Origin of the sequence: Variovorax sp. LjRoot130 (assembly GCF_964253755.1) — a bacterium.
In the GTDB taxonomy this organism is placed as follows: Bacteria; Pseudomonadota; Gammaproteobacteria; order Burkholderiales; family Burkholderiaceae_C; genus Variovorax.
Genome location: NZ_CAXURM020000001.1, coordinates 2134166 through 2153814, shown reverse-complemented (window position 1 = coordinate 2153814; position 19649 = coordinate 2134166). Strand labels below are relative to the sequence as shown.

Below are 19649 nucleotides of genomic sequence, written 5' to 3'. Positions count from 1 at the left end.
TCCTAAAGTAAGGAATCCTTACTTTAGCCAGCTGTCGCCGGGAGGTCAACCGCCCGCTTCCAGCCGCTGCGCCCGCCACGCGCAAATGCTGCCCACCACGGCAAGCAGGGTCGCCACGCCGAACATCGCGACATAGCCGAATTGCTGCGCGATCGCGCCACCGGCCAGCACGCCGAACACGCCGCCGAAGCCATAGCCGATCACGGTGAAGAGCGCCTGCCCGCGTCCGCGCAGCCGCCCCGGGAAATGGCGCGACACCATCGCGATGCAGGCCGTGTGATGCGCTGCGAACGAGAGCGCATGCAGGGCCTGCGCCGCCACCAGCGCCCAGACCCAGGGGCCGCATCCCGCGGTGATCCCCATGCGCAGCACGGCGGCGACGCCGCAGATCAGGAGCCAGCGCGGCATCGCGAACAAGCCCAGCAGCCGGCCCTGCAGGTAGAACCAGGCGATCTCGGCCACCACCGACAGCGCCCACAGCAAGCCGATGGTCCCCTTGCCGTAGCCGAGCGAATCGAGGTACAGCGAGAGAAAGCCGTAGACCGCGAAGTGCGCCATCACGTGGAAGAACAGCGACATGAAGAACCAGCGCACCGCCGGAATGCGCAGCACCGGCCCGACCGGATCCTTCACCATCGAGTGGGCCGCCGCCGGTTCGCGCACGTCGGGCAGGCGCAAGGTCGCGATCAGCACGATGGCGAGCGTGCCGCCCGCCCAGGCTGGAAAGTGCCCCATGCCGAAATGCTCGAACCATTCGCCGGCAAAGAAGACCGTGACCAGGAATCCCGCCGAGCCCCAGAGCCGGATGCGGCCGTAGCGCCCCCAGTCGCCGGCCACCAGGTGCGCCATGGCCGCTTCGGTGAGCGACATCATCGAACTGGTGTGCGTGAACATCACCAGCAGCACCAGGCCCAGCCACCAGGCGCCGCCGTGCCACCACAGCCCGAACGAGGACACCAGCGCCACGGCCGCGCTGATGCGCAGCAGCAGCACGCGATGCCCCGTGTGGTCGCTCAGCGCGCCCCATGCATAAGGCGCGAAGACCCGCGTGATCGACTGCACCGAGGTCAAGAGGCTGATGGTGAAGATCGGCAGCCCCAGATCCTTCAGCCACAGCGGCAGGTAGGGATTGAAGAAGCCGATGTGCGCGAAGTAGCTGGCCGAGAGTGCCGCGAAGGCCAGCAGGTGGCCGCGGCCGCCCGCAGCAGGGGCCGGGGCCGGGGCCGGCACTAGAGGAAAGACGCCTGTGGCGACGGCCGCGCGTCGGCGTCGGCTTGCCCCTGTTCCTGCTCTCCCTGCACGTCGCCGCATTGCGCGCGGTTGCGAAGCGCATGCTCCATCACGACCAGCGCCAGCATCGCCTCGGCGATCGGCGTCGCGCGGATGCCGACGCAGGGGTCGTGCCGGCCCTTGGTGACAACCTCGACCGGCTGGTTGTTGACATCGACCGACCGGCGTGGGCTGATGATCGAGCTGGTCGGCTTGATCGCGATGCTGACCTCAAGATCCTGCCCGGTGGTGATGCCGCCGAGCGTGCCGCCCGCGTTGTTGCTCTCGAAGCCCTCGGGCGTGATCGAGTCGCCGTGCACGGTGCCGCGCTGCGTGACGCTCGCGAAGCCGGCGCCGATCTCCACGCCCTTGACGGCGTTGATGCCCATCATGGCCCAGGCGATGTCGGCATCCATCTTGTCGAACAGCGGCTCGCCGAGGCCTACCGGCACCTTCGATGCGGTCACGCGAATGCGCGCGCCGCAGGAGTCGCCGGCCTTGCGCAAAGCGTCCATGTAGGCCTCGAGCTTGGAAACGTCGGCAATGGGCGCGAAGAAGGGATTGTTCGGCACGTGCTCCCAGCTCTCGAAGGGGATCGCGATGTCGCCGATCTGCGCCATGCAGCCGCGGAACACCGTGCCGTACTTCTCGTTGAGCCACTTCTTGGCCACCGCGCCGGCCGCGACCATCGGCGCCGTGAGCCGTGCCGAGGAGCGGCCACCGCCGCGCGGATCGCGGATGCCGTATTTCTTCCAGTAGGCGAAGTCGGCATGGCCGGGGCGGAACTGCTGCGCGATCTGGCCGTAGTCCTTGCTGCGCTGGTCGGTGTTCTGGATCAGCAGCGCGATCGGCGTGCCGGTGGTCTTGCCCTCGTACACGCCGGAGAGGATCCGCACCGCATCGGGTTCGTTGCGCTGGGTCACGTGGCGGCTGGTGCCGGGGCGGCGGCGGTCGAGGTCGCCCTGGATGTCGGCCTCGCTGAGCGCCATGCCGGGCGGGCAGCCGTCGATGACGCACCCGATCGCGGGACCATGGGACTCGCCGAAGTTGGTGACCGCGAAAAGGGTGCCGAAGGTATTGCCGCTCATGCGGCGGATTATCCCAACAAAGTCACTTCGACATTGCCGGACGGCTGGCCCGGTGGCGATCCCACACGCCGCAGCATGATGGCGGCCAGCACCGCGGCCGCCAGCGCCACCGCTGCGCTGATGGTGGCCGTCGTCTCGAAGGCCTGCGCGAACGCCTCGCGCCCGGCATCGAACAGGGCCGCGCCTGCAGGCCCCGGGAGCGCGGCCGCGGTGTCCGCAGCAACACCCAGATTGGCGCGTGCGGCTTCGAGCGCGGCCTTTGGTACGCCGTCGATCCGGGCCTCGCCCATGGCGTGGCGGTAGATGGCGACGATCACGCTGCCGAGCACCGCAATGCCCAGCGCGCCGCCGAACTCCGAGCTCGTTTCCGAGATCGCCGATGCCGCACCGGCACGCTCGGGCGGCGCCGTGCCGACCATCAAATCGACCGCCAGCGTGAAGGCGAACGAAAGCCCCAGCGACAGAACCCCGTAGGCGACGACCAGCCTGACCAGGCCGTCGATGCGGTCCACCGTGCTCAGCAAGGCGAAGCCGGCCGCGGCCACGAGCAGGCCGCCGGCCACCACGAAGCCGGGACGCACCAGCCGTACCAGCCGCGGCGCGATCGTGGAGCCAAGCGCAAAGGCCACGCCCGAAGGCACGCTCCACAGGCCCGCCTGCAAGGCCGACAGGCCGAGCACGAGCTGCAGGTACTGCGCGATGAAGAGGAACCCGCCGAAGGCGATGAAGAAAGCCAGCGTGTTGATCGCGAGCGCGGCGTTGAAGGCCGGCACGCGGAACAGCCGCAGCTCGATCAGCGGATCGGCCAGCCGCCCCTGCCGGCGGATGAAGGCGATGCCGATCGCCACGCCCACCACAATGGCCGCCAGCGGCAGCACGCCCATGCCTGCTTCGGCGATGCGCTTGAGGCCATAGATGACGGCGAGCACGGACAACAGCGACTGCGCCGCACTCAGCAGGTCGAGCCGCCCGGCCTGCGTGTCGCGGTACTCGGGCAGCAACCAGGGCCCGAGCGCGAGCAGCAGCACCATGACCGGCACGCCGATCAGGAACACCGAGCCCCACCAGAAGTGCTCGAGCAGCGCCCCGCCGATCAGCGGGCCGATGGTGCCGCCGACCGAGAAGCTCGCCACCCAGATGCCGATGGCCACGCTGCGCTCGTGGGCGTCGAGGAACATGTTGCGGATCAGCGAGAGCGTCGAGGGCGCGAGCGTTGCGCCTGCGATGCCAAGCAGCGCGCGCGTGGCGATCAGCATCGCGGCGCTGCTCGAGAAGGCGGCCAGCACCGAGGCGATGCCGAAGCAGGCCGCGCCGATCAGCAGCAGCCGGCGCCGGCCGATGCGGTCGCCCAGCGTGCCCATGGTGATCAGCGAACCCGCGAGCATGAAGCCATAAATGTCGACGATCCACAGCATCTGGGCGCTGCTGGGATGCAGCGCGGCGCTCAGGTGCGGCACCGCCAGGTTGAGGACCGTGAGGTCCATCGAATAGATCATGCAGGGCAGCGCGATGACGGCCAGGCCGATCCATTCGCGCGCGCTGGCCCTGGCGCCGGCGGCCGGGGCGTTCATTGAATCACCTCCGCGCTGCGCGCTGCGGTATTCGCCTTGGGAACGGCCCGGCGGCTCATGGCGTGTGCTCCCAGACCACCACGGGGCGCACCTCGATGCTGCCCACGCGCGAGGACGGAATGCCGGCGGCGATGCGCACCGCCTCTTCGTCGCTCGCGGCCTCGACCAGGTAGAAGCCGCCGAGCTGTTCGTTGGTTTCGACGAAGGGGCCGTCGGTCACCGACAGCTTGCCGTTGCGCACGCGCACGACGGCGGCAGTGCGGGCCGCCTCCAGGCCTTCCGATTCGACGAAATGCCCGCTCGCGCGCAACTGGTCGTCGTAGTCCAGGTGCGCGTTGACGAAGTCGCGCATCTCGCCGGGCGAGAGCACGCTCATCTGCTCGTCGGTGGCGAAGATCATGCAGAGGTATCTCATGACGCAATCCTCTCGACCTTCGCGATGGGGCGCACCTCGATGCTGCCGTACTTCGCGAGCGGGATCCTGGCGGCCACCTGGATCGCGGCGTTGAGGTCCTGGACGTCGATCAGGATGAAGCCGCCGAGCTGCTCCTTGGTTTCGGCGAAGGGGCCGTCGGTCCGCGACATCGTGCCCTTGCGCACCTGCACGACCTTGGCCGTCTTCACCGACTGCAGGGCTTCCGCGACGACCAGTTGGCCGCGCGCATCGAGCTCCTTGTCGTAGTCCATCGAATCGGCGTCCAGCGTGGCGCGCTCGCTCGGCGTCATCGTCGCGAGCAGCTTGGGGTCGAAATAGACCATGCAGAGGTATTTCATGTGCATCTCCAGAAAAGGATTGGGTGACTGACACCCACTGGTCGAACGCAAAGGCCGCCGATCGACATTCGCGCCCGCTCGAATTTGTTTCAGGATGCAAGCTCAGCCAGCCGCCGCTCGAGAAACTGCCGCTCGGGGGCCTGCCGCGCGAGCGCCAGCGCACGCTCGTACGATGCCTTCGCTTCCGCCGTGCGGCCGAGCCGCCGGCACAGATCGGCGCGCGCCGCGTGGGCCAGGTGGTAGTCCGCGAGCTCGCCGCGCACGAGGATTTCATCGATGAGCGCCAAGCCGGCCGCCGGCCCGTCGCGCATCGCGATCGCGACCGCGCGGTTGAGCGCCACCACCGGCGAAGGCTCGGCGCGCAGCAGCACCTCGTAGAGCCCGGCGATCTGGGCCCAGTCGGTGGATTGCGCATCCGCGGCTTCGGCATGCACCGCCGCGATGGCGGCCTGCAGCGTGTAGGGCCCGAAGCGGCGCGACGAGAGCGCGCGCATCGCGAGGGCAGCGCCCTCCTCGATCGATGCCCGATTCCACAGGCTGCGATCCTGCTCGTCGAGCAGCACCATCTCGCCCGATGCCGAGGTTCGTGCGGCACGCCGCGACTCGTGCAGCAGCATCAGCGCCAAGAGGCCCACGGCCTCGGGCTCTGGCAGCAGGTTGACCAGCAGCCGGCCGAGCCGGATCGCCTCGGCCGACAGGTCGGGACGCGTCAGCGTCTCGCCGGACGAGGCCGCATAGCCCTCGTTGAACACCAGGTAGACCACGCGCAGCACGGCATCGAGCCGTTCGGCCAGCTCGGCCACGGGCGGCACCTGGTAGGGGATGCGGGCCTCGCGGATCCTGGCCTTCGCGCGCACGATGCGTTGCGCAATCGTCGGCGCGGGCACCAGGAAGGCATTGGCGATGTCTTCGGTCGCGAGGCCGCAGACCTCGCGCAGCGTCAGCGCGACCTGCGCGTCGGGCGCCAGCGCCGGGTGGCAGCAGGTGAAGACGAGGCGCAGGCGGTCGTCCTCCAGCGTCTCGGCATCGGCGTCGCGCTCATCCCAGGCCAGCGCAGGGTCGGCGATGGCCTCGGCCGCATCGCCTGCGTCGTCCCAGGCATCGAAGCGTGCGCGGCGGCGGAGGCCGTCGATGGCCTTGAAGCGCCCGGCCGACACCAGCCAGGCGCGCGGGCTGGCCGGGATGCCGCTCGCAGGCCATTGCTCGAGCGCCGCGCGAAAGCCGTCGTGCAGCGCCTCCTCGGCCAGGTCGAAGTCGCCCAGGAGGCGCACCAGCGTCGCGAAGATGCGGCGGGACTCGCTGCGGTAGACCGCATCCACCGCCTCGCGCACTGCGGCCGGCGCTGTCGCCATCAGGGCGCTTCCGCGCTGCCGAGCAAGGCCTCCAGCTTCACCAGCGAGCCGGTCCAGCCGTGTTCGTGGCCTTCGCGCGCGGCCTCGTCGAAGAACTGGTCGTGGCGCAATTCGAGATCGGCGCCGCGGCCCGAGGGCTCGATCAGCACCGTCACGCGCGACTCGCGCTCGGGCGTGCTGTGCCAGGCCCAGCTGAAGACCAGCTTGCGATTCGGAACGATCTCGCGGTAGACGCCGCCGACCTCGTGCCGCTCGCCGTTCGCTTCCAGCATCACCACGCGGAAGCGGCCGCCCACGCGCAGGTCGATCTCGGAGACCGGCACCGAGACGATCTCGGCCGGGCCGAACCACAGCTTTAGCGCTTGCGGGTCGGTCCACGCCCGCCAGACTTTGTCGGGCGCGACTTCGTAGTGCCGGCGGAGGGTGAGCGAGGGGCGTTCTTCGTCTCGGGTGGCAGGGCTCGCCATGCGGTCTCCTCTTGGTGGTACAGGAAGCGGGCCAGGGCGTCGAGGCGCTCGGCCCAGAATTTTTCATAGCGGGACAACCACACGGCGGCCTCCTGCATGGGCTGAGGCGAGAGCTCGCAGCGCACGATGCGGCCCTCCTTCGTGCGGGAGACGAGCCCTGCGTTCTCGAGCACGCGCAGATGCTTCATGAAGCCGGTGAGCGACATGCCGTGCGGCTGCGCGAGTTCCGTGACGGTGAGGCCGCCGCCCTCCCCCAGCGTTTCGAGCACCGCGCGGCGCGTCGAATCGGACAGCGCCGCGAAGACGGCATCGAGGGTGTCTGCATCAGAGTGAACCATGTGGTTGAGTTTCGAAGCGAGCGGCACCGCTGTCAAGCCCGACGCGGGAACGCTTTATGCATATTGCGACGCAGCATCCCACCGCCACAAGGAGTTCCCATGCTGGACCGCACCGACACGAAGTTCTCCCACGTGAAGCCCGGCGACACCGAGTACGTCTCGGGCGGATTGCGCGACTTCTTCCTGTACCGCGACCTGGGCATCGCCGAGGCCACGCACGGCAAGGTCATTGCGCACCTCGTCAAGGCCAACATGGCACCGGAAGCGGGCACCGGCTGGCACCGGCACGAGGCGGAGTTCCAGATCGTCATCATGGTGAAGGGCTGGGCCAGGTTCATGTACGAAGACCAGGAGACGCTGGTCGAGGCCGGCGACGTGGTGCACCAGCGCCCCGGCATCCGGCACTACCTCTTCGACTACTCGCCCGACATGGAGTACCTCGAGATCGTCTCGCCGGCCGATTTCAAGAGCATCGATGTCGAGCCGGCCTGCGAGGTTCCCGCGCCGACGCCATGGAAGTAGCGGCACGAGTTTTCAGTCTTTCTTGAAGCTACAGCAATTCGGCGCGAAAATGCGCCGATGCCTTCTCACCCCCTGCCCCCGCTCAACCGCCAGTTCGTCGCCCACTTCGGAGAGATGGGCAGCAAGTGGGGCATCAACCGCACCGTCGGCCAGATCTATGCGCTGATCTTCATCTCGCAGCGCGCGCTCAACGCGGACGAGATCGCCGAGATGCTGGAGTTCTCGCGTTCGAACGTGAGCATGGGCCTGAAGGAGCTGCAGGCCTGGCGGCTGGTGCAGCTGCGCCACCAGCCGGGCGACCGTCGCGAGTACTTCGAGGCGCCGGCCGACGTCTGGGAGATCTTCCGCGTGCTGGCCGAGGAACGGCGCCGCCGCGAGGTCGAGCCGACGCTCTCGATGCTGCGCATGGCACTGCTCGAAGAACCCACGAGCGACGAGGAGCGCCACGCCCAGCAGCGCATGCGCGAGATGCACGACCTGATCGACCGGCTCATGAAATGGTTCGACGATGTGCAGCGCCTGGCGCCCGAGACCGCAATGCAGCTGATGGGCATGGGCGCGACGGTGAGCAAGGTGCTCACGCTCAAGGACCGCATCACCGGGGCAAAGGGCAAGAAGGCGGGGGCCTAGGGTTCAGGCCGGCTCGTCGAACAATGGCTTGCGGCCGGGCGTGCGCCCAAACGGGCGAGCCAGTCAGCAAGCTAGGGCTTCTCGAGCTTGTCGCGCCGGATCGCCTCGTCGTCCATCAGCTCGTACCACATCGCATTGAGCACCGCGAAGGTCGCGGCGAGAGGGAGGCCCAGCAGCCAGGCGAAGTACCACATGGTTCGATTCCTTTTCTTGATTCAGTAGGCGTGACCGCGTTCGTTCTTGATCGCGTCCGCATCGACCTTGCCCCACAGCACCTTGTAGACCCAGCTGGTGTAGGCCACGATGAGCGGGATGAAGATGGCGGTGACCACCAGCATGATGAACAGCGTCAGGTGGCTCGATGACGAATCCCACACCGTGAGACTGGCGCGCGGGTCGATCGACGACGGCAGGATGAAGGGGAACATCGAGGCGCCGACGCTGAGGATGATGCCCACGATGCCGAGCGCGCTGGCGAGCAGCGTGAACACTTCGCGCCGCAGGCGCAGCCCCACGAAGGCCAGCAGCGCGCCGGCCAATCCCAGGCCCGGTGCCGCCCACATCCACGGCCGCGCCGCATAGTTGGCGAACCATGCGCCCGGCTGCACTTCGACCATCTTGAGCAGCGGGTTGGACGGCCCGTCCGTCGGCAGCGCGCTCGTTACCCGGTAGCCGTCGACCCAGCTCCACAGCACATAGCCGGCCAGCGCATAGAGCACCAGCGTGAGCAGCGCCGCGACGCTGCCGAAGGCGCGCGCACGATCGGCGATCGGTCCCTGGGTCTTCAACTGCAGCCACGCGCTGCCGTGCATCACCAGCATCGCGACCGACACTAGGCCGCACAGCAAGGCGAAGGGATTCAACAGGCCGAAGAAAGAACCCTCGTAGAAGATGCGCATGTCGGGCGCCAGCCGGAAGGGCACGCCCTGCAGCACGTTGCCCATGGCCACGCCGAAGATCAGCGCGGGCACCAGGCCGGTGACGAACAGCGTCCAGTCCCAGCGCGTGCGCCAGCGCGCATCGTCATTCTTGCTGCGGAACTTGAATGCCACGGGCCGCAAGATCAATGGCACGAGGATCGCGAACATCGCGAGGTAGAAGCCAGAGAAGGACACCGCGTAGAGCTGCGGCCAGGCCGCGAAGATCGCGCCGCCGCCGAGGATCAGCCACACCTGGTTGCCTTCCCAGACCGGGCCGACGCTGTTGATGATGACGCGGCGTTCGAGATCGTTGCGGCCGGCGAAGGGCAGCAGCATGTTGGCGCCGAGGTCGAAGCCGTCGGTCACGGCAAAGCCGATCAGGAGCACGCCGAGCAGCAGCCACCAGACCAGGCGCAGGGTTTCGTAGGAAATGAGTTCGTGCAGGATCATGTCGTGCTCCGTGAGGTCAATCTGCGGCGGCGAGAGGTGTGCGGGGCAGCGTGGCGGCCAGCTCGGGGTCGGCCTCGGCGCGATAGGCCGCGGGCGGCGGCACCGGATGTTCCTCCGGCCCCGTGCGGATCGCCTTCAGCATCAGCTTCATCTCGATCAGGAACAGCACGGTGTAGATCAGCGCGAAGCCCGCGATGGTGATCAGCAGCGTGGTGACGCCGAGGTTCGACACCGCCACCGCGGTCGGCAGCACGCCCTCGATCACCCAGGGCTGGCGGCCGACCTCGGCCACGATCCAGCCGCACTCGGCGGCGATCCACGGCAGCGGGATCGCGAACACCGCGAGCTTGAGCAGCCACGGATGCGCGTCGAGCCTGCGCCGCGCCGAGAGCACGAAGAAGATGGCGGTCAGCAGGATGAAGAACATGCCGAGCCCGACCATGATGCGGAAGGACCAGTACAGGGGCGCCACGGCCGGCACGGTGTCCAGCGCGGCCTTGGCGATCTGCTCCGGCGTGGCTTGCCGCGGGTCGTCGACGTAGCGCTTGAGCAGCAGCGCATAGCCCATCGCATGGCCGTTGGCCTCGAAGATCTTGCGCGCCGACTCCGGAACTTCGGTCTCGCTGCCGGCCGCGCGGATCTTCTGCAAGGCATCGTAGGCCGAGATGCCGACGCGGATGTTGAGCTCGGCGCGGTGCACGAGGTCGTCGATGCCCGGGATCTCGGTGGTGAGCGAGCGCGTGCCGATCAGCCCCATCACCGCGGGGATGTGGATCGCGTAGTGCGTCTCGCGCGTTTCCTGGTCGGGGAAGCCGAAGGCGGTGAAGGCGGCCGGCGCCGGCTCGGTCTTCCACATCGCTTCGATGGCGGCGAGCTTCATCTTCTGGTGCTCGGTCGAGAGGTAGCCGCTCTCGTCGCCCAGCACCACGACCGAGAGCGAGGCCGCGAGGCCGAAGGAGGCGGCCACCGTCATCGAGCGCTTGGCCAGCTGCAGGTGCCGCCCGCGCAGCAGGTACCAGGCCGACACGCCGAGCACGAAGATGGAAGCGACCGTGTAGCCTGCCGACACCGTGTGCACGAACTTGGCCTGCGCCACCGGGTTGGTCAGCACGGCGAAGAAATCGGTCACTTCCATGCGCATGGTCTGCGGGTTGAAGGCCGCGCCCACCGGGTTCTGCATCCAGCCGTTGGCGATCAGGATCCACAGCGCCGAGAAGTTGGAGCCGATGGCCACCGCCCAGGTGGTGACCAGGTGGCCGACCTTGGAGAGCTTGTCCCAGCCGAAGAAGAACAGGCCGACGAAAGTCGCCTCGAGGAAGAAGGCCATCAGCCCCTCGATGGCCAGCGGCGCGCCGAAGACGTCGCCCACGTAATGGCTGTAGTAGCTCCAGTTCATGCCGAACTGGAACTCCATCACGATGCCGGTGGCCACGCCCATCGCGAAGTTGATGCCGAACAAGAGGCCCCAGAACTTCGTCATGTCGCGCCAGATGGTGCGGCCGGTCATGACGTAGACCGTCTCCATGATCGCGACGATCACCGCGAGGCCGATGGTCAGCGGCACGAACAGGAAGTGGTAGAGCGCCGTGAGCGCGAACTGCAAGCGTGAAAGTGCAACGATGTCGAGGTCCATGGGGTTCCTTTCGTTTTCTTGTGGTCGGCGTGCGATCTCAGTCGGGCCGCAGTTCGCTCAAGGCAGCATCGAAGGCCGCCGTGCCGCGCCGCAGGTCGGCCGTGATGCGGCCGGCCCGCATGCACAGCAGCCGGTCCGCCAGCGCGGCCTCGCGCCGCAGATGGGTCGCGATCAACAGGCTTCGTCCCGCGGCCTGAACGCGCAGGCGCTGCAGCACATCGTGTGCGGTCGCAGTGTCCAGCGCTTCAGTGGGCTCGTCGAGCAGCCAAAATGGTACGTTCCGCAGCAGCAGGCGCGCCAACGCGAGGCGTCGCGACTGGCCGCCGGAAAGGCCCAGGCCGCCTTCGCCGAGCAGGGTATCGAGGCCCCGGGCCATGGCGCGGACTTCGTCGGCCAGCCCTGCGGCGCGCAGCACCGCCCATAGCCGCGCCTCGTCGGCCGCCGGGTCGGCGAGCCGCAGGTTGTCGCGCAGGCTGTCGTGGAAGAGTTCGGTGCGCTGCGTCAACAGGCAATGGTCTTGCGCGCGGAGTTCACCCTGCTGCGGCTTCAGTTCGCCCGCGATCGCCGCGAGCAGCGTCGACTTGCCTGCACCGCTCGCACCGATCAGCGCGACACGCTCGCCCGCGGCCAGTGCCAGCGCGCCGAGCTGCAGCGCAGGCACGCGGCTGCCGGGGTGCGCCACGACGACATCCTTCAGTTGCAGCGCCAGGCCCTCATCGGGCGCGGCGGGGCCATGCAGGGCCTTCGGCTCGGCCGCCATGCGCGGTGCCAGCCGCCGCGCCGCGAGCCAGCTGCGCCCGGCATCGAGCGCGCCGCGGCGCAAGGCAGCGAAGGGTTCAATGGCCGTCAGTGCCACCAGCAGCGCCAGTGCCGCGGCCGGCGCGCCGATCGCGCCCTCGTCCGCCAGCAGGCCCACCGCCAGCAGCACCGCCGCCAGGGTCAGCGCGCCGGCCATGCCATAGGCCATGCCGGCGCCGGCTTCGAGCCGGTTCAGCACCAGGTCGGCCTTGGCCAGGTGGCGGTCGGCCGCGGCCAGCGCCTCGCGCTGCGCGTCGATGCGGCCCGCCATGACCAGTTCGGTCTGGCCGGCGACCAGGTCCACGGCGCGTGCGCGCAGGCTTTCCATCGCCTGGGCCCGCCGCACTGCGGCCGGCCGCGCACGCTGCGCCACCACCAGCGCGATGCCCCAGCCCGCGGCCAGCAACCAGAGCGCGAGCAACCCGCCCATCCAGGGATTCATGACGCCGAGCACCAGGCCCGCCAGCAGCGCCGCGCCGAGCGCCGCAGCGGCGGGCACCAGGAGGCGCAGGTAGAAGGATTCGAGCGCATCGATGTCCGCGGTCAATCGGAACAAGAGCCGTGCCGGCCGCGCCAGCAACTGGCGTGCGGCATCGGGCCGGGCCCAGCCGCGGAACAGGCGCACGCGCAGCGCGGCCAGAACGGCAAAGCTCGCGTCGTGCGTGATCAACCGCTCGCCATAGCGCGATGCGGTGCGGCCCAGTGCCAGCAGGCGGATGCCGGCCGAGGGCATGAAGACGTCGAAGACGATCGCGGTCGCGGCATGCAGGCCTGCGAGCGCGGTGGCGGTGATGAACCAGCCCGAGAGGCCGAGCAGCGCCATGCCCATCAGGACGGTGAGCGCCGCGAGGGCTGCGCCGAGCACGAGCCTGCGCGGCTCCGCGGCGACAAAGAGTCCCGCGACTGGACGAAGATCGCGCCACAGCTTCATGCCGCTTCCTTCGCGGGCACGGCGTCGAGCCGGATCACGCGGTGCAAGCGCGCGGCCAGCACGGGATCGTGCGTCGCGGCGATCAGGGTCTTGCCGCGCGCGAGTTCGATCAGCGCATCGGCCACGCGCTCCGCGGTCTCGGTGTCGAGGTGCGCCGTGGGCTCGTCGACCAGCAGCAGGTCGGCCTCGGGGTGCACGGCCAACCGCGCCAGCGCGAGGCGCGCCGCCTCGCCGCCCGACAACCCGCTGCCGCCCTCGCCCAGCGCCACGCTCGGGTGGGCCTGGGCCACGCGGTCCAACTGCGCGAAATGCATCGCGGCCTCGACCTGTTCCGAGTCCGCGCCGGCGCGCCCCAGCGTCACGTTAGCCTGCACCGAGCCCGCGAACACGTGGGGCTTCTGGCCCATCCAGGCCATGCGCCGGCGCAGTGCGGCCACGGTCCGGTCCGAGAGCGGGACGCCGCCGATCGCGATCTCGCCCTGCCGCGCCGGCACCAGCCCGGCGATCAGGCAGAGCAAGGCCGTCTTGCCCGAGCCGCTGGGCCCCATCAGCGCGACATGCTCGCCGGCGACGATGCGCAGGTCATAGTCCTCGAAGAAGGCGTCTTCGCCGGCATGGGAGAAATGCAGGCCATGCGCATGCACCGAGGGCGCGCCGGCCGTGGCCTCGTCGCCGGCCGACAATTCGCTCTGCGCGCCGGGCAGCGCCACATCGGTGCGCGCGAGCCGGTCGAGCGCATCGAGCGCCGCCTCGCCGGCTGCGCGGTCGTGCCAGACCGCCGACAGCTCGCGCAGCGGCTCGAAGAAAGCCGGCGCCAGCAGCAGCACAAACATACCCTCGCCCAGGCTCAGGCGCCGGCCCCAGGTGCCGAACTCGAAGGTGCCGAGCAGATGGAAACCGACATAGGCCGCGACCATCGCCACGCCCAGCGCCGAGAACAGCTCCAGCACGGCCGACGACAGGAAGGCGATGCGCAACACCGCCATGGTGCGCCGTCGCAGCGCCTCGGCCGCTTCGCCGAGCCTGAGCGCAGTGGCGGCTATCGCACCGAGCGCACGCAAGGTGGGAAGGCCGCGCAGCCGGTCGAGCAGGAAGGCATTCATGCCTCCCGTTTCCACCAGCTGCGCCTCGCTCGCGGCCCGCGCGCGCCAGCCCACGATGGCCATGAAGAATGGGATCAGCGGCGCCGCGACCAGCAGCACCAATGCCGCCACCCACGAGAAGCCGGCCACCACCGGCAGGATCGCGAGCGGCACGACCATCGCGCGCCAGCGCGCCGGGCCGTAGCGCACCAGGTACGGCACCACCGCCTCCGCCTGCTCCGCGATCACGCTGGCCGCGAGCCCCGAGGCCGGACGCGCACGGTCCAGCGGCGAACGTGCCGCCAGTGCGACAGCGACCCGTGCGCGCAGTTCCGACAGCGCCGCTCGCGCGCCGGTAAAGACGCGGCGCGCCCCCCAGGCCTCGCAGACAACGCGCAGCAGCCCGAGCAGCACGATCCCGCCTGCGGGCCACAGCACCGCCGCCAAGCCCGTGCCCGCCGCCAGGCCCTCGACGGCCCAGGCCAGCAAGGCCGCCTGCGGCAGCCACAGCAGCGCGGCAGCACCCTGAACGAAGGCGGCGAGCCTTGGCGGGTCCAGGGATCGCAAGCCGGCGAGCGAGGGTGCGTGAGGCTGCATTTTGTTGAATTCGTGTAATTTCAGTATTTACTGAACGTTCCACAATGATAGCGGATGTGACACGGCACGGGCAATCGCCCGAAGCGGCATGGTGCACCCGCTAAGCTACGACGCCATGAAGATTCTTTCCATCACGCCGACCTATTTCCCCGAGATCGGAGGCATCGAGTCCGTCGTGCGGGAACTCGCGGTGCGCAACTCGAGCCAGGGCAGCCAGGTCGACATCGCGCACGTGTCCGCCAAGCACACGGGGTTTTCGGTCGGCGAGCTGGACGGCATCAAGGTGTTCCGGGTGCCGGTGCTGGGCAACCGCCTGGCCGGCTATGCGCGCGAGCTCGGCCGGCTTGCCGCCGGCTACGACCTGCTGCACGTGCACGATCCGCAACTGATGATGCTCACCGGCAACGTGCTGCTTCAATGCCGCGACATCCCCGCCGTCCTGAGTACGCACGGCGGCTTTCGCCACACGGCCAAACACGGCGCGATCAAGTGGCTGCACGAGCGCGTGCTGATGCGCCGCCTGCTGCGCCGCTACCGGAAGATCCTCGCGAGCAGCGAATCCGACAAGGCCTACTTCAGCCATTTCTCGAACAGGGTCGAGAAATGCGAGAACGGCATCGCGTACTCGAAGTTCCAGGGCGGGCGCCTCACCGGCGCGCCCGACCCCACCAAGTGGATCTACTGGGGTCGCTGGTCGCGCAACAAGCGCATCGACGCGGTCATCGACACCGTCGCCATGGCAAGGCACCAGGGGATCAAGATCGACCTGCTGATCGCCGGGCCCGATTTCGACAACCTGGGCGAATCGCTGCAGGCGCAGATCGGCGCCCTCCAGCTCGATGACTCGGTCAGGCTGCATCCTTACATCGAAGACGCCGCCCTGCTGCAGGAGCTGCAGCAGCGCACGGTCTTCGTCACGGGCAGCGAGTATGAGGGCTTCGGCATCGGCATCCTGGAGGCGATGGCCGCCGGCAAGATCGTGCTGTGCCGCGACATGGCGCCGATCAACGGCTTCGTCGAGCGCGCAGTCAACGGGCTCTTCCTCGATTTCGACATCGGCGCCAAGGATCTGGCCGTGGTGCGCGAGGTCGCGGGCCTCGACGGCGAGCGCTGCACCGCGATGTCGATGGCCGCGCAGCAGCGGGCCAAGCGCTACGACTGGGAGGTCGTCGCCGAGACCTTCTCGGCGCATTACGCAGAGGCGCTCGCGGCAGGCCGCTAAGAAGCCAGGAAGCTACGAAGAGGCCACCGCGCCGCAGACCAGCAGGCCCGCAAACAAGGCCAGCACCGCGCGCCAGGTGGCGGGTCGCGACTCCACCCACCGGTAGAGCAGCATCGCCGCGACGATCGACAGCGCGAAGGTGGCCAGGAGGCCGATCAGGTCGACCCAGGGCCCGTCGGGCGCGAGCCGGTCGAACGCCGCGCTCACCAGCAGCAGCACCGGAAAGTGGATCAGGAACAGTGAGTACGAGATGCGCCCTAGCCGCAGCAGCGGCTGCGCGAGCAGCGGCCATGCGGCCGGCTCGGGCCCGGCGCGGCGCTGGACCACAGCCAGCAGCAGCGCCGTGACCAGCGCCGTGGCGATGCGGCTGCGCCAGTCGAGCGCCAGGGCCGCGGCGCCGACCAGGAGCAGCAGCGCGATGCCGAACTGCCAGGTGCGTAGCCGCGTCGCGCGGCCGATCCAGAACACGCCCATGCCCAGGCCATAGGCGCCGAAGAAATAGAGCGCCGTGTCGTCGAGCTCTTCGTTGCGGTTGAACACCGCGAGAGAGGCGACGGCCAGCACCAGCACCAGCGCCACGGCGAGCCAGCGCGACCGCTCCGGCCGCAGGGACCAGCGCCGCTGCAGCAGTTCGGAAAAGCTGATCGCCGCGAGCGCCAGCACGAAGAGCTGGAAGTCGATCGCCACGTACCAGACGCCGGTGGACAAGGCGTCGTAGCCGAGCAGATCCTGCAGCAGCAGCCCGTGCGCCAGCAGCTGCGCAATGCCCGGCGCCGCGGGCACCGCCTCGTCGTCGAGCCAGGGCCGCACCAGCGCGGCGACCAGCACGCTGAAGCTCAGTGCCGCCAGGTAGGGCATCGCAAGCCGGCCGTAGCGCTGGAACACGCGGACCAGCGGCCGGTCGACCCGCAGCACGCCGTCGGGCGCCAGGCTGCCCGCCGCCAGAAAACCGGCCAGCACCAGGAACACCTGCACCGCCAGCCGGCCATCCTGCGCCAGCCATTCGAACAGCCCCGGCGCGAGGGAGGACGCGCCTGCCGGCAAGGGCCCGTAGCGCGCGAGGTGGTGCCCGACGATCACGGCGCAGGCCAGGCCTTTCGCCGCATCGAGCAGCGGCAGGCGCGCCGCGGTGGCCGCGGTGTCAGAGCGCAAGGCGGCGACGCGCTTCGTCGTACTCGCGCTTGAGCTTGTCGATGAAAGCGGCGGCGCTCGCGACCTCGGTCACGGCGCCGATGCCCTGGCCCGAACCCCAGATGTCCTTCCAGGCCTTGGCCTTGCTGCCGTCGCCGCCGCCGAAATTCATGGTCTTGAGCTCGCCCTGCGGCAGGTTGGCCGGGTCCATGCCGGCGGCCACGATGCTGGGCGCGAGGTAGTTGCCGTGCACGCCGGTGAACAGGTTCGAATAGACGATGTCGTCGGAGGTGCCGTCGACGATGGCCTGCTTGTACTCGGCGCTGGCGCGCGCCTCCTCGGTGGCGATGAAGGCGGTGCCGATGTAGGCGAAGTCGGCTCCCATGGCCTGCGCCGCGAGCACCGCGCCGCCCGTCGCGATCGAGCCCGACAAGGCGATCGGGCCATCGAACCACTGGCGGATTTCCTGCACCAGGGCGAAGGGGCTCTTGATGCCCGCATGGCCGCCGGCGCCGGCCGCCACGGCGATGATGCCGTCGGCGCCCTTCTCGATCGCCTTCCTCGCGAAGGCGTTGTTGATGATGTCGTGCAGCGTCACGCCGCCGTAGCTGTGGACCGCATCGTTGACGTCGGTGCGCGCGCCGAGCGAGGTGATGACGATCGGCACCTTGTACTTCACGACCATCGCCATGTCATGCTCGAGGCGGTCGTTGCTCTTGTGCACGATCTGGTTGATGGCGAAGGGCGCGGCCGGCTTGTCCGGATTCGCCTTGTTGTACGCCGCGAGCTCTTCGGTGATCTCAGCCAGCCAGTCTTCGAGCTGCGACGCGGGCCGCGCGTTGAGCGCAGGCATCGCGCCGACGACGCCGGCCTTGCACTGCGCGATCACGAGCTTGGGGTTGCTGATGATGAACAGCGGCGAGCCGATGATCGGCAGCGGGAGATTGGCGAGTACGGAAGGCAGCTTGGACATGGGGTCTCCGGATGTTGACTGACTGGATTCAGAAAGCGTCGAGCGCCAGCGCCGTCACGCTCTCGGCGCCATCGACGATGCTGTCGCGCAGGCCGGGCGCCTTGTTGAGGATGTGCTCGGCATAGAAGCGCGCGGTGGCGATCTTGGCGTTCATGAAGGCGGTGTCGGTGCCGGCGTTGGCGAGCGCTTCGGCCACCAGCAGCGAGCGCGCGAGCTGCCAGCCGGCCACCAGGTTGCCCGCCAGCATCAGGTAGGGCACGCTGCCCGCGAACACGGCATTGGCTGATTTCGGTCCGGCCTTGGTCTGGCCGGCGACGAAGTCGACCACGTCGACGAAGGCCTGGCGCGCTGCCGTGAGGCGCTTGCCCACGGCACGCGCGGCGTCGCTGCCCTGCTTCGCGAGTTCGGCCTCGGTCTGCTCGATCTGCGCGGCAATGGCCTTCGCGGTCTGGCCGCCGTCGCGCGCGGTCTTGCGGCCCACCAGGTCGTTGGCCTGGATCGCCGTCGTGCCTTCGTAGATGGTGAGGATCTTGGCATCGCGCAGGTACTGCGCCGCGCCGGTCTCCTCGATGAAGCCCATGCCGCCGTGCACCTGCACGCCGAGCGAGGCGACCTCCAGGCTCATCTCGGTGCTATAGCCCTTGACCAGCGGCACCATGAATTCGTAGAAGGCCTGGTTCTGCCGGCGCGTGTCTGCGTCCGCGTGGTGATGCGCCGCGTCGTAGGCGGCCGCGGCCACCGCGGCCATGGCGCGGCAGCCCTCGGTGTAGGCACGCATCGTCATCAGCATGCGCTTCACGTCGGGGTGATGGATGATCGGCGCGCTGGCGTTGATCGAGCCGTCGACCGGACGGCTCTGCACGCGGTCCCTGGCATAGGCCACCGCCTGCTGGTAGGCGCGCTCGGCGATCGCGATGCCCTGCATGCCGACGGCGTAGCGGGCTGCGTTCATCATGATGAACATGTATTCGAGGCCGCGGTTTTCCTGGCCCACGAGGTACCCCACGGCACCACCGTGGTCGCCGTACTGCAGCACGGCGGTCGGACTGGCCTTGATGCCCAGCTTGTGCTCGATGCTCACGCAGTGCACGTCGTTGCGAACGCCCAGCGAACCATCCTTGTTCACGAGGAACTTGGGGCAAACGAACAGGCTGATGCCCTTCACGCCTTCGGGCGCGCCGGCCACGCGCGCGAGCACGAGGTGCACGATGTTCTCGGCCATGTCGTGCTCGCCGTAGGTGATGAAGATCTTGGTGCCGAAGATCTTGTAGCTGCCGTCGGGTTGCGGCTCGGCGCGGCTGCGCACCATTGCGAGATCGCTGCCGGCCTGCGGCTCGGTCAGGTTCATGGTGCCGGTCCATTGCCCGCTCACCAGCTTCTCGAGGTAGGTGGCCTTGAGCTCGTCGGAGCCGGCCGTGAGCAGCGCTTCGATGGCGCCGTCGCTCAGGAGCGGACACAGCGCGAAGCTCATGTTGGCCGAGTTGAGCATCTCGCCGCAGGCCGCGCCGATGGTCTTGGGCAGGCCCTGGCCGCCGAACTCGGCCGGATGCTGCAGGCCCTGCCAGCCGCCCGCCACGTACTGCGCAAAAGCTTCCTTGAAGCCCGGCGTGGTCGCGACCCGGCCGTCCTTGAACGAGGACGGATGCCGGTCTCCCGCGACGTTCAGCGGCGCGACCACGTCGCGGTTGAAGCGCGCGCATTCCTCGAGCACGGCCTGGGCGGTTTCGAGCCCGGCGTCTTCGAGGCCCGGCATCTGCGAGACCTGCGCGATGTTCGCGAGGTGCTCGATGTCGAACAGCATGTCCTTGATGGGGGCGGTGTAGCTCATGGTTGTCTCCAATGCAGCAGATACGAAAAGGGCATCGCGAACGATGCCCTTCACCTGTCTTTCTCTGTTCGAT

Annotated in this window: 19 protein-coding genes; 3 read left to right on the top strand and 16 right to left on the bottom strand. The window is 68.9% G+C overall.

What is annotated here, in order from left to right; translation table 11 throughout:
- Window positions 1-45: 45 nt before the first annotated feature.
- The 8 genes from ACSQ86_RS10865 to ACSQ86_RS10830 form a co-directional block, all read right to left on the bottom strand.
- Window positions 46-1230, bottom strand: a complete 1185-nt coding sequence (locus tag ACSQ86_RS10865; RefSeq protein ID WP_436303630.1) for an MFS transporter — start codon at window positions 1228-1230, stop codon at window positions 46-48.
- A complete protein-coding gene (gene aroC / locus ACSQ86_RS10860; protein ID WP_436303629.1) occupies window positions 1230-2357 on the bottom strand; it encodes a chorismate synthase in 1128 nt (375 codons plus the stop codon). The genes ACSQ86_RS10865 and aroC overlap by 1 nt, the downstream gene beginning before the upstream one ends.
- 8 nt (window positions 2358-2365) lie before the next feature.
- Complete coding sequence (locus ACSQ86_RS10855) at window positions 2366-3928, bottom strand: MFS transporter (protein WP_436303628.1); 1563 nt, start codon at window positions 3926-3928, stop codon at window positions 2366-2368.
- Window positions 3929-3983: 55 nt separating this feature from the next.
- On the bottom strand, window positions 3984-4343 hold the full coding sequence (locus ACSQ86_RS10850) for a YciI family protein (protein ID WP_093109419.1): 360 nt from the start codon (window positions 4341-4343) through the stop codon (window positions 3984-3986).
- Window positions 4340-4702 carry a YciI family protein gene (locus tag ACSQ86_RS10845; RefSeq protein ID WP_436303627.1) on the bottom strand — a complete coding sequence of 121 codons (363 nt, stop codon included), beginning with the start codon at window positions 4700-4702 and terminating at the stop codon, window positions 4340-4342. The genes ACSQ86_RS10850 and ACSQ86_RS10845 overlap by 4 nt, the downstream gene beginning before the upstream one ends.
- A gap of 89 nt (window positions 4703-4791) precedes the next feature.
- A complete protein-coding gene (locus ACSQ86_RS10840) occupies window positions 4792-6054 on the bottom strand; it encodes an RNA polymerase sigma factor (protein ID WP_436303625.1) in 1263 nt (420 codons plus the stop codon).
- Window positions 6054-6521 (bottom strand): SRPBCC family protein, encoded by a 468-nt coding sequence (locus ACSQ86_RS10835; protein WP_436303624.1) that lies wholly within the window; start codon window positions 6519-6521, stop codon window positions 6054-6056. Before ACSQ86_RS10835 ends, ACSQ86_RS10840 begins: the two co-directional genes overlap by 1 nt.
- Window positions 6410-6859: an ArsR/SmtB family transcription factor gene (locus ACSQ86_RS10830; protein ID WP_436306282.1), complete on the bottom strand. Its 450-nt coding sequence runs from the start codon at window positions 6857-6859 to the stop codon at window positions 6410-6412. Before ACSQ86_RS10830 ends, ACSQ86_RS10835 begins: the two co-directional genes overlap by 112 nt.
- Before the next feature lie 99 nt (window positions 6860-6958).
- On the opposite strand from ACSQ86_RS10830, the gene ACSQ86_RS10825 reads away from it, so the two are divergent.
- The gene (locus tag ACSQ86_RS10825; protein WP_093109424.1) at window positions 6959-7381 is read left to right on the top strand and encodes a cupin domain-containing protein; all 423 of its coding nucleotides are present in this window, start codon (window positions 6959-6961) and stop codon (window positions 7379-7381) included.
- A gap of 57 nt (window positions 7382-7438) precedes the next feature.
- Window positions 7439-8011 (top strand): GbsR/MarR family transcriptional regulator, encoded by a 573-nt coding sequence (locus ACSQ86_RS10820; protein WP_436303623.1) that lies wholly within the window; start codon window positions 7439-7441, stop codon window positions 8009-8011.
- A 71-nt stretch (window positions 8012-8082) separates the two neighbouring features.
- Here the strand turns inward: ACSQ86_RS10820 and cydX are convergent, their stop codons facing one another.
- Genes cydX through cydD form a run of 5 tightly spaced genes read right to left on the bottom strand, consistent with a single transcriptional unit; the run spans window position 8083 to window position 14422 of the window.
- A complete protein-coding gene (cydX, locus tag ACSQ86_RS10815; protein WP_086924947.1) occupies window positions 8083-8205 on the bottom strand; it encodes a cytochrome bd-I oxidase subunit CydX in 123 nt (40 codons plus the stop codon).
- Between the two features lie 21 nt (window positions 8206-8226).
- Window positions 8227-9381 carry a cytochrome d ubiquinol oxidase subunit II gene (cydB, locus tag ACSQ86_RS10810; protein WP_436303622.1) on the bottom strand — a complete coding sequence of 385 codons (1155 nt, stop codon included), beginning with the start codon at window positions 9379-9381 and terminating at the stop codon, window positions 8227-8229.
- Between the two features lie 16 nt (window positions 9382-9397).
- Window positions 9398-11014 carry a cytochrome ubiquinol oxidase subunit I gene (locus ACSQ86_RS10805; RefSeq protein WP_436303621.1) on the bottom strand — a complete coding sequence of 539 codons (1617 nt, stop codon included), beginning with the start codon at window positions 11012-11014 and terminating at the stop codon, window positions 9398-9400.
- Window positions 11015-11051: 37 nt separating this feature from the next.
- A complete protein-coding gene (locus tag ACSQ86_RS10800; protein WP_436303620.1) occupies window positions 11052-12743 on the bottom strand; it encodes an ATP-binding cassette domain-containing protein in 1692 nt (563 codons plus the stop codon).
- Entirely contained in the window at window positions 12740-14422 is a 1683-nt protein-coding gene (gene cydD, locus ACSQ86_RS10795; RefSeq protein WP_436303619.1) for a thiol reductant ABC exporter subunit CydD, read from the bottom strand. The genes ACSQ86_RS10800 and cydD overlap by 4 nt, the downstream gene beginning before the upstream one ends.
- A 115-nt stretch (window positions 14423-14537) precedes the next feature.
- Between cydD and ACSQ86_RS10790 the strand changes: the two genes are divergently transcribed.
- A complete protein-coding gene (locus tag ACSQ86_RS10790) occupies window positions 14538-15644 on the top strand; it encodes a glycosyltransferase family 4 protein (RefSeq protein ID WP_436303618.1) in 1107 nt (368 codons plus the stop codon).
- A gap of 12 nt (window positions 15645-15656) precedes the next feature.
- On the opposite strand, the gene ACSQ86_RS10785 is transcribed toward ACSQ86_RS10790, so the two are convergent.
- The 3 genes from ACSQ86_RS10785 to ACSQ86_RS10775 are packed head-to-tail and all read right to left on the bottom strand — an operon-like array spanning window position 15657 to window position 19576.
- Complete coding sequence (locus ACSQ86_RS10785) at window positions 15657-16763, bottom strand: acyltransferase family protein (protein WP_436306281.1); 1107 nt, start codon at window positions 16761-16763, stop codon at window positions 15657-15659.
- A gap of 22 nt (window positions 16764-16785) precedes the next feature.
- Window positions 16786-17748 carry an NAD(P)H-dependent flavin oxidoreductase gene (locus tag ACSQ86_RS10780; protein ID WP_093109431.1) on the bottom strand — a complete coding sequence of 321 codons (963 nt, stop codon included), beginning with the start codon at window positions 17746-17748 and terminating at the stop codon, window positions 16786-16788.
- A 28-nt stretch (window positions 17749-17776) separates the two neighbouring features.
- A complete protein-coding gene (locus ACSQ86_RS10775) occupies window positions 17777-19576 on the bottom strand; it encodes an acyl-CoA dehydrogenase (RefSeq protein ID WP_436303617.1) in 1800 nt (599 codons plus the stop codon).
- Window positions 19577-19649: the final 73 nt, after the last annotated feature.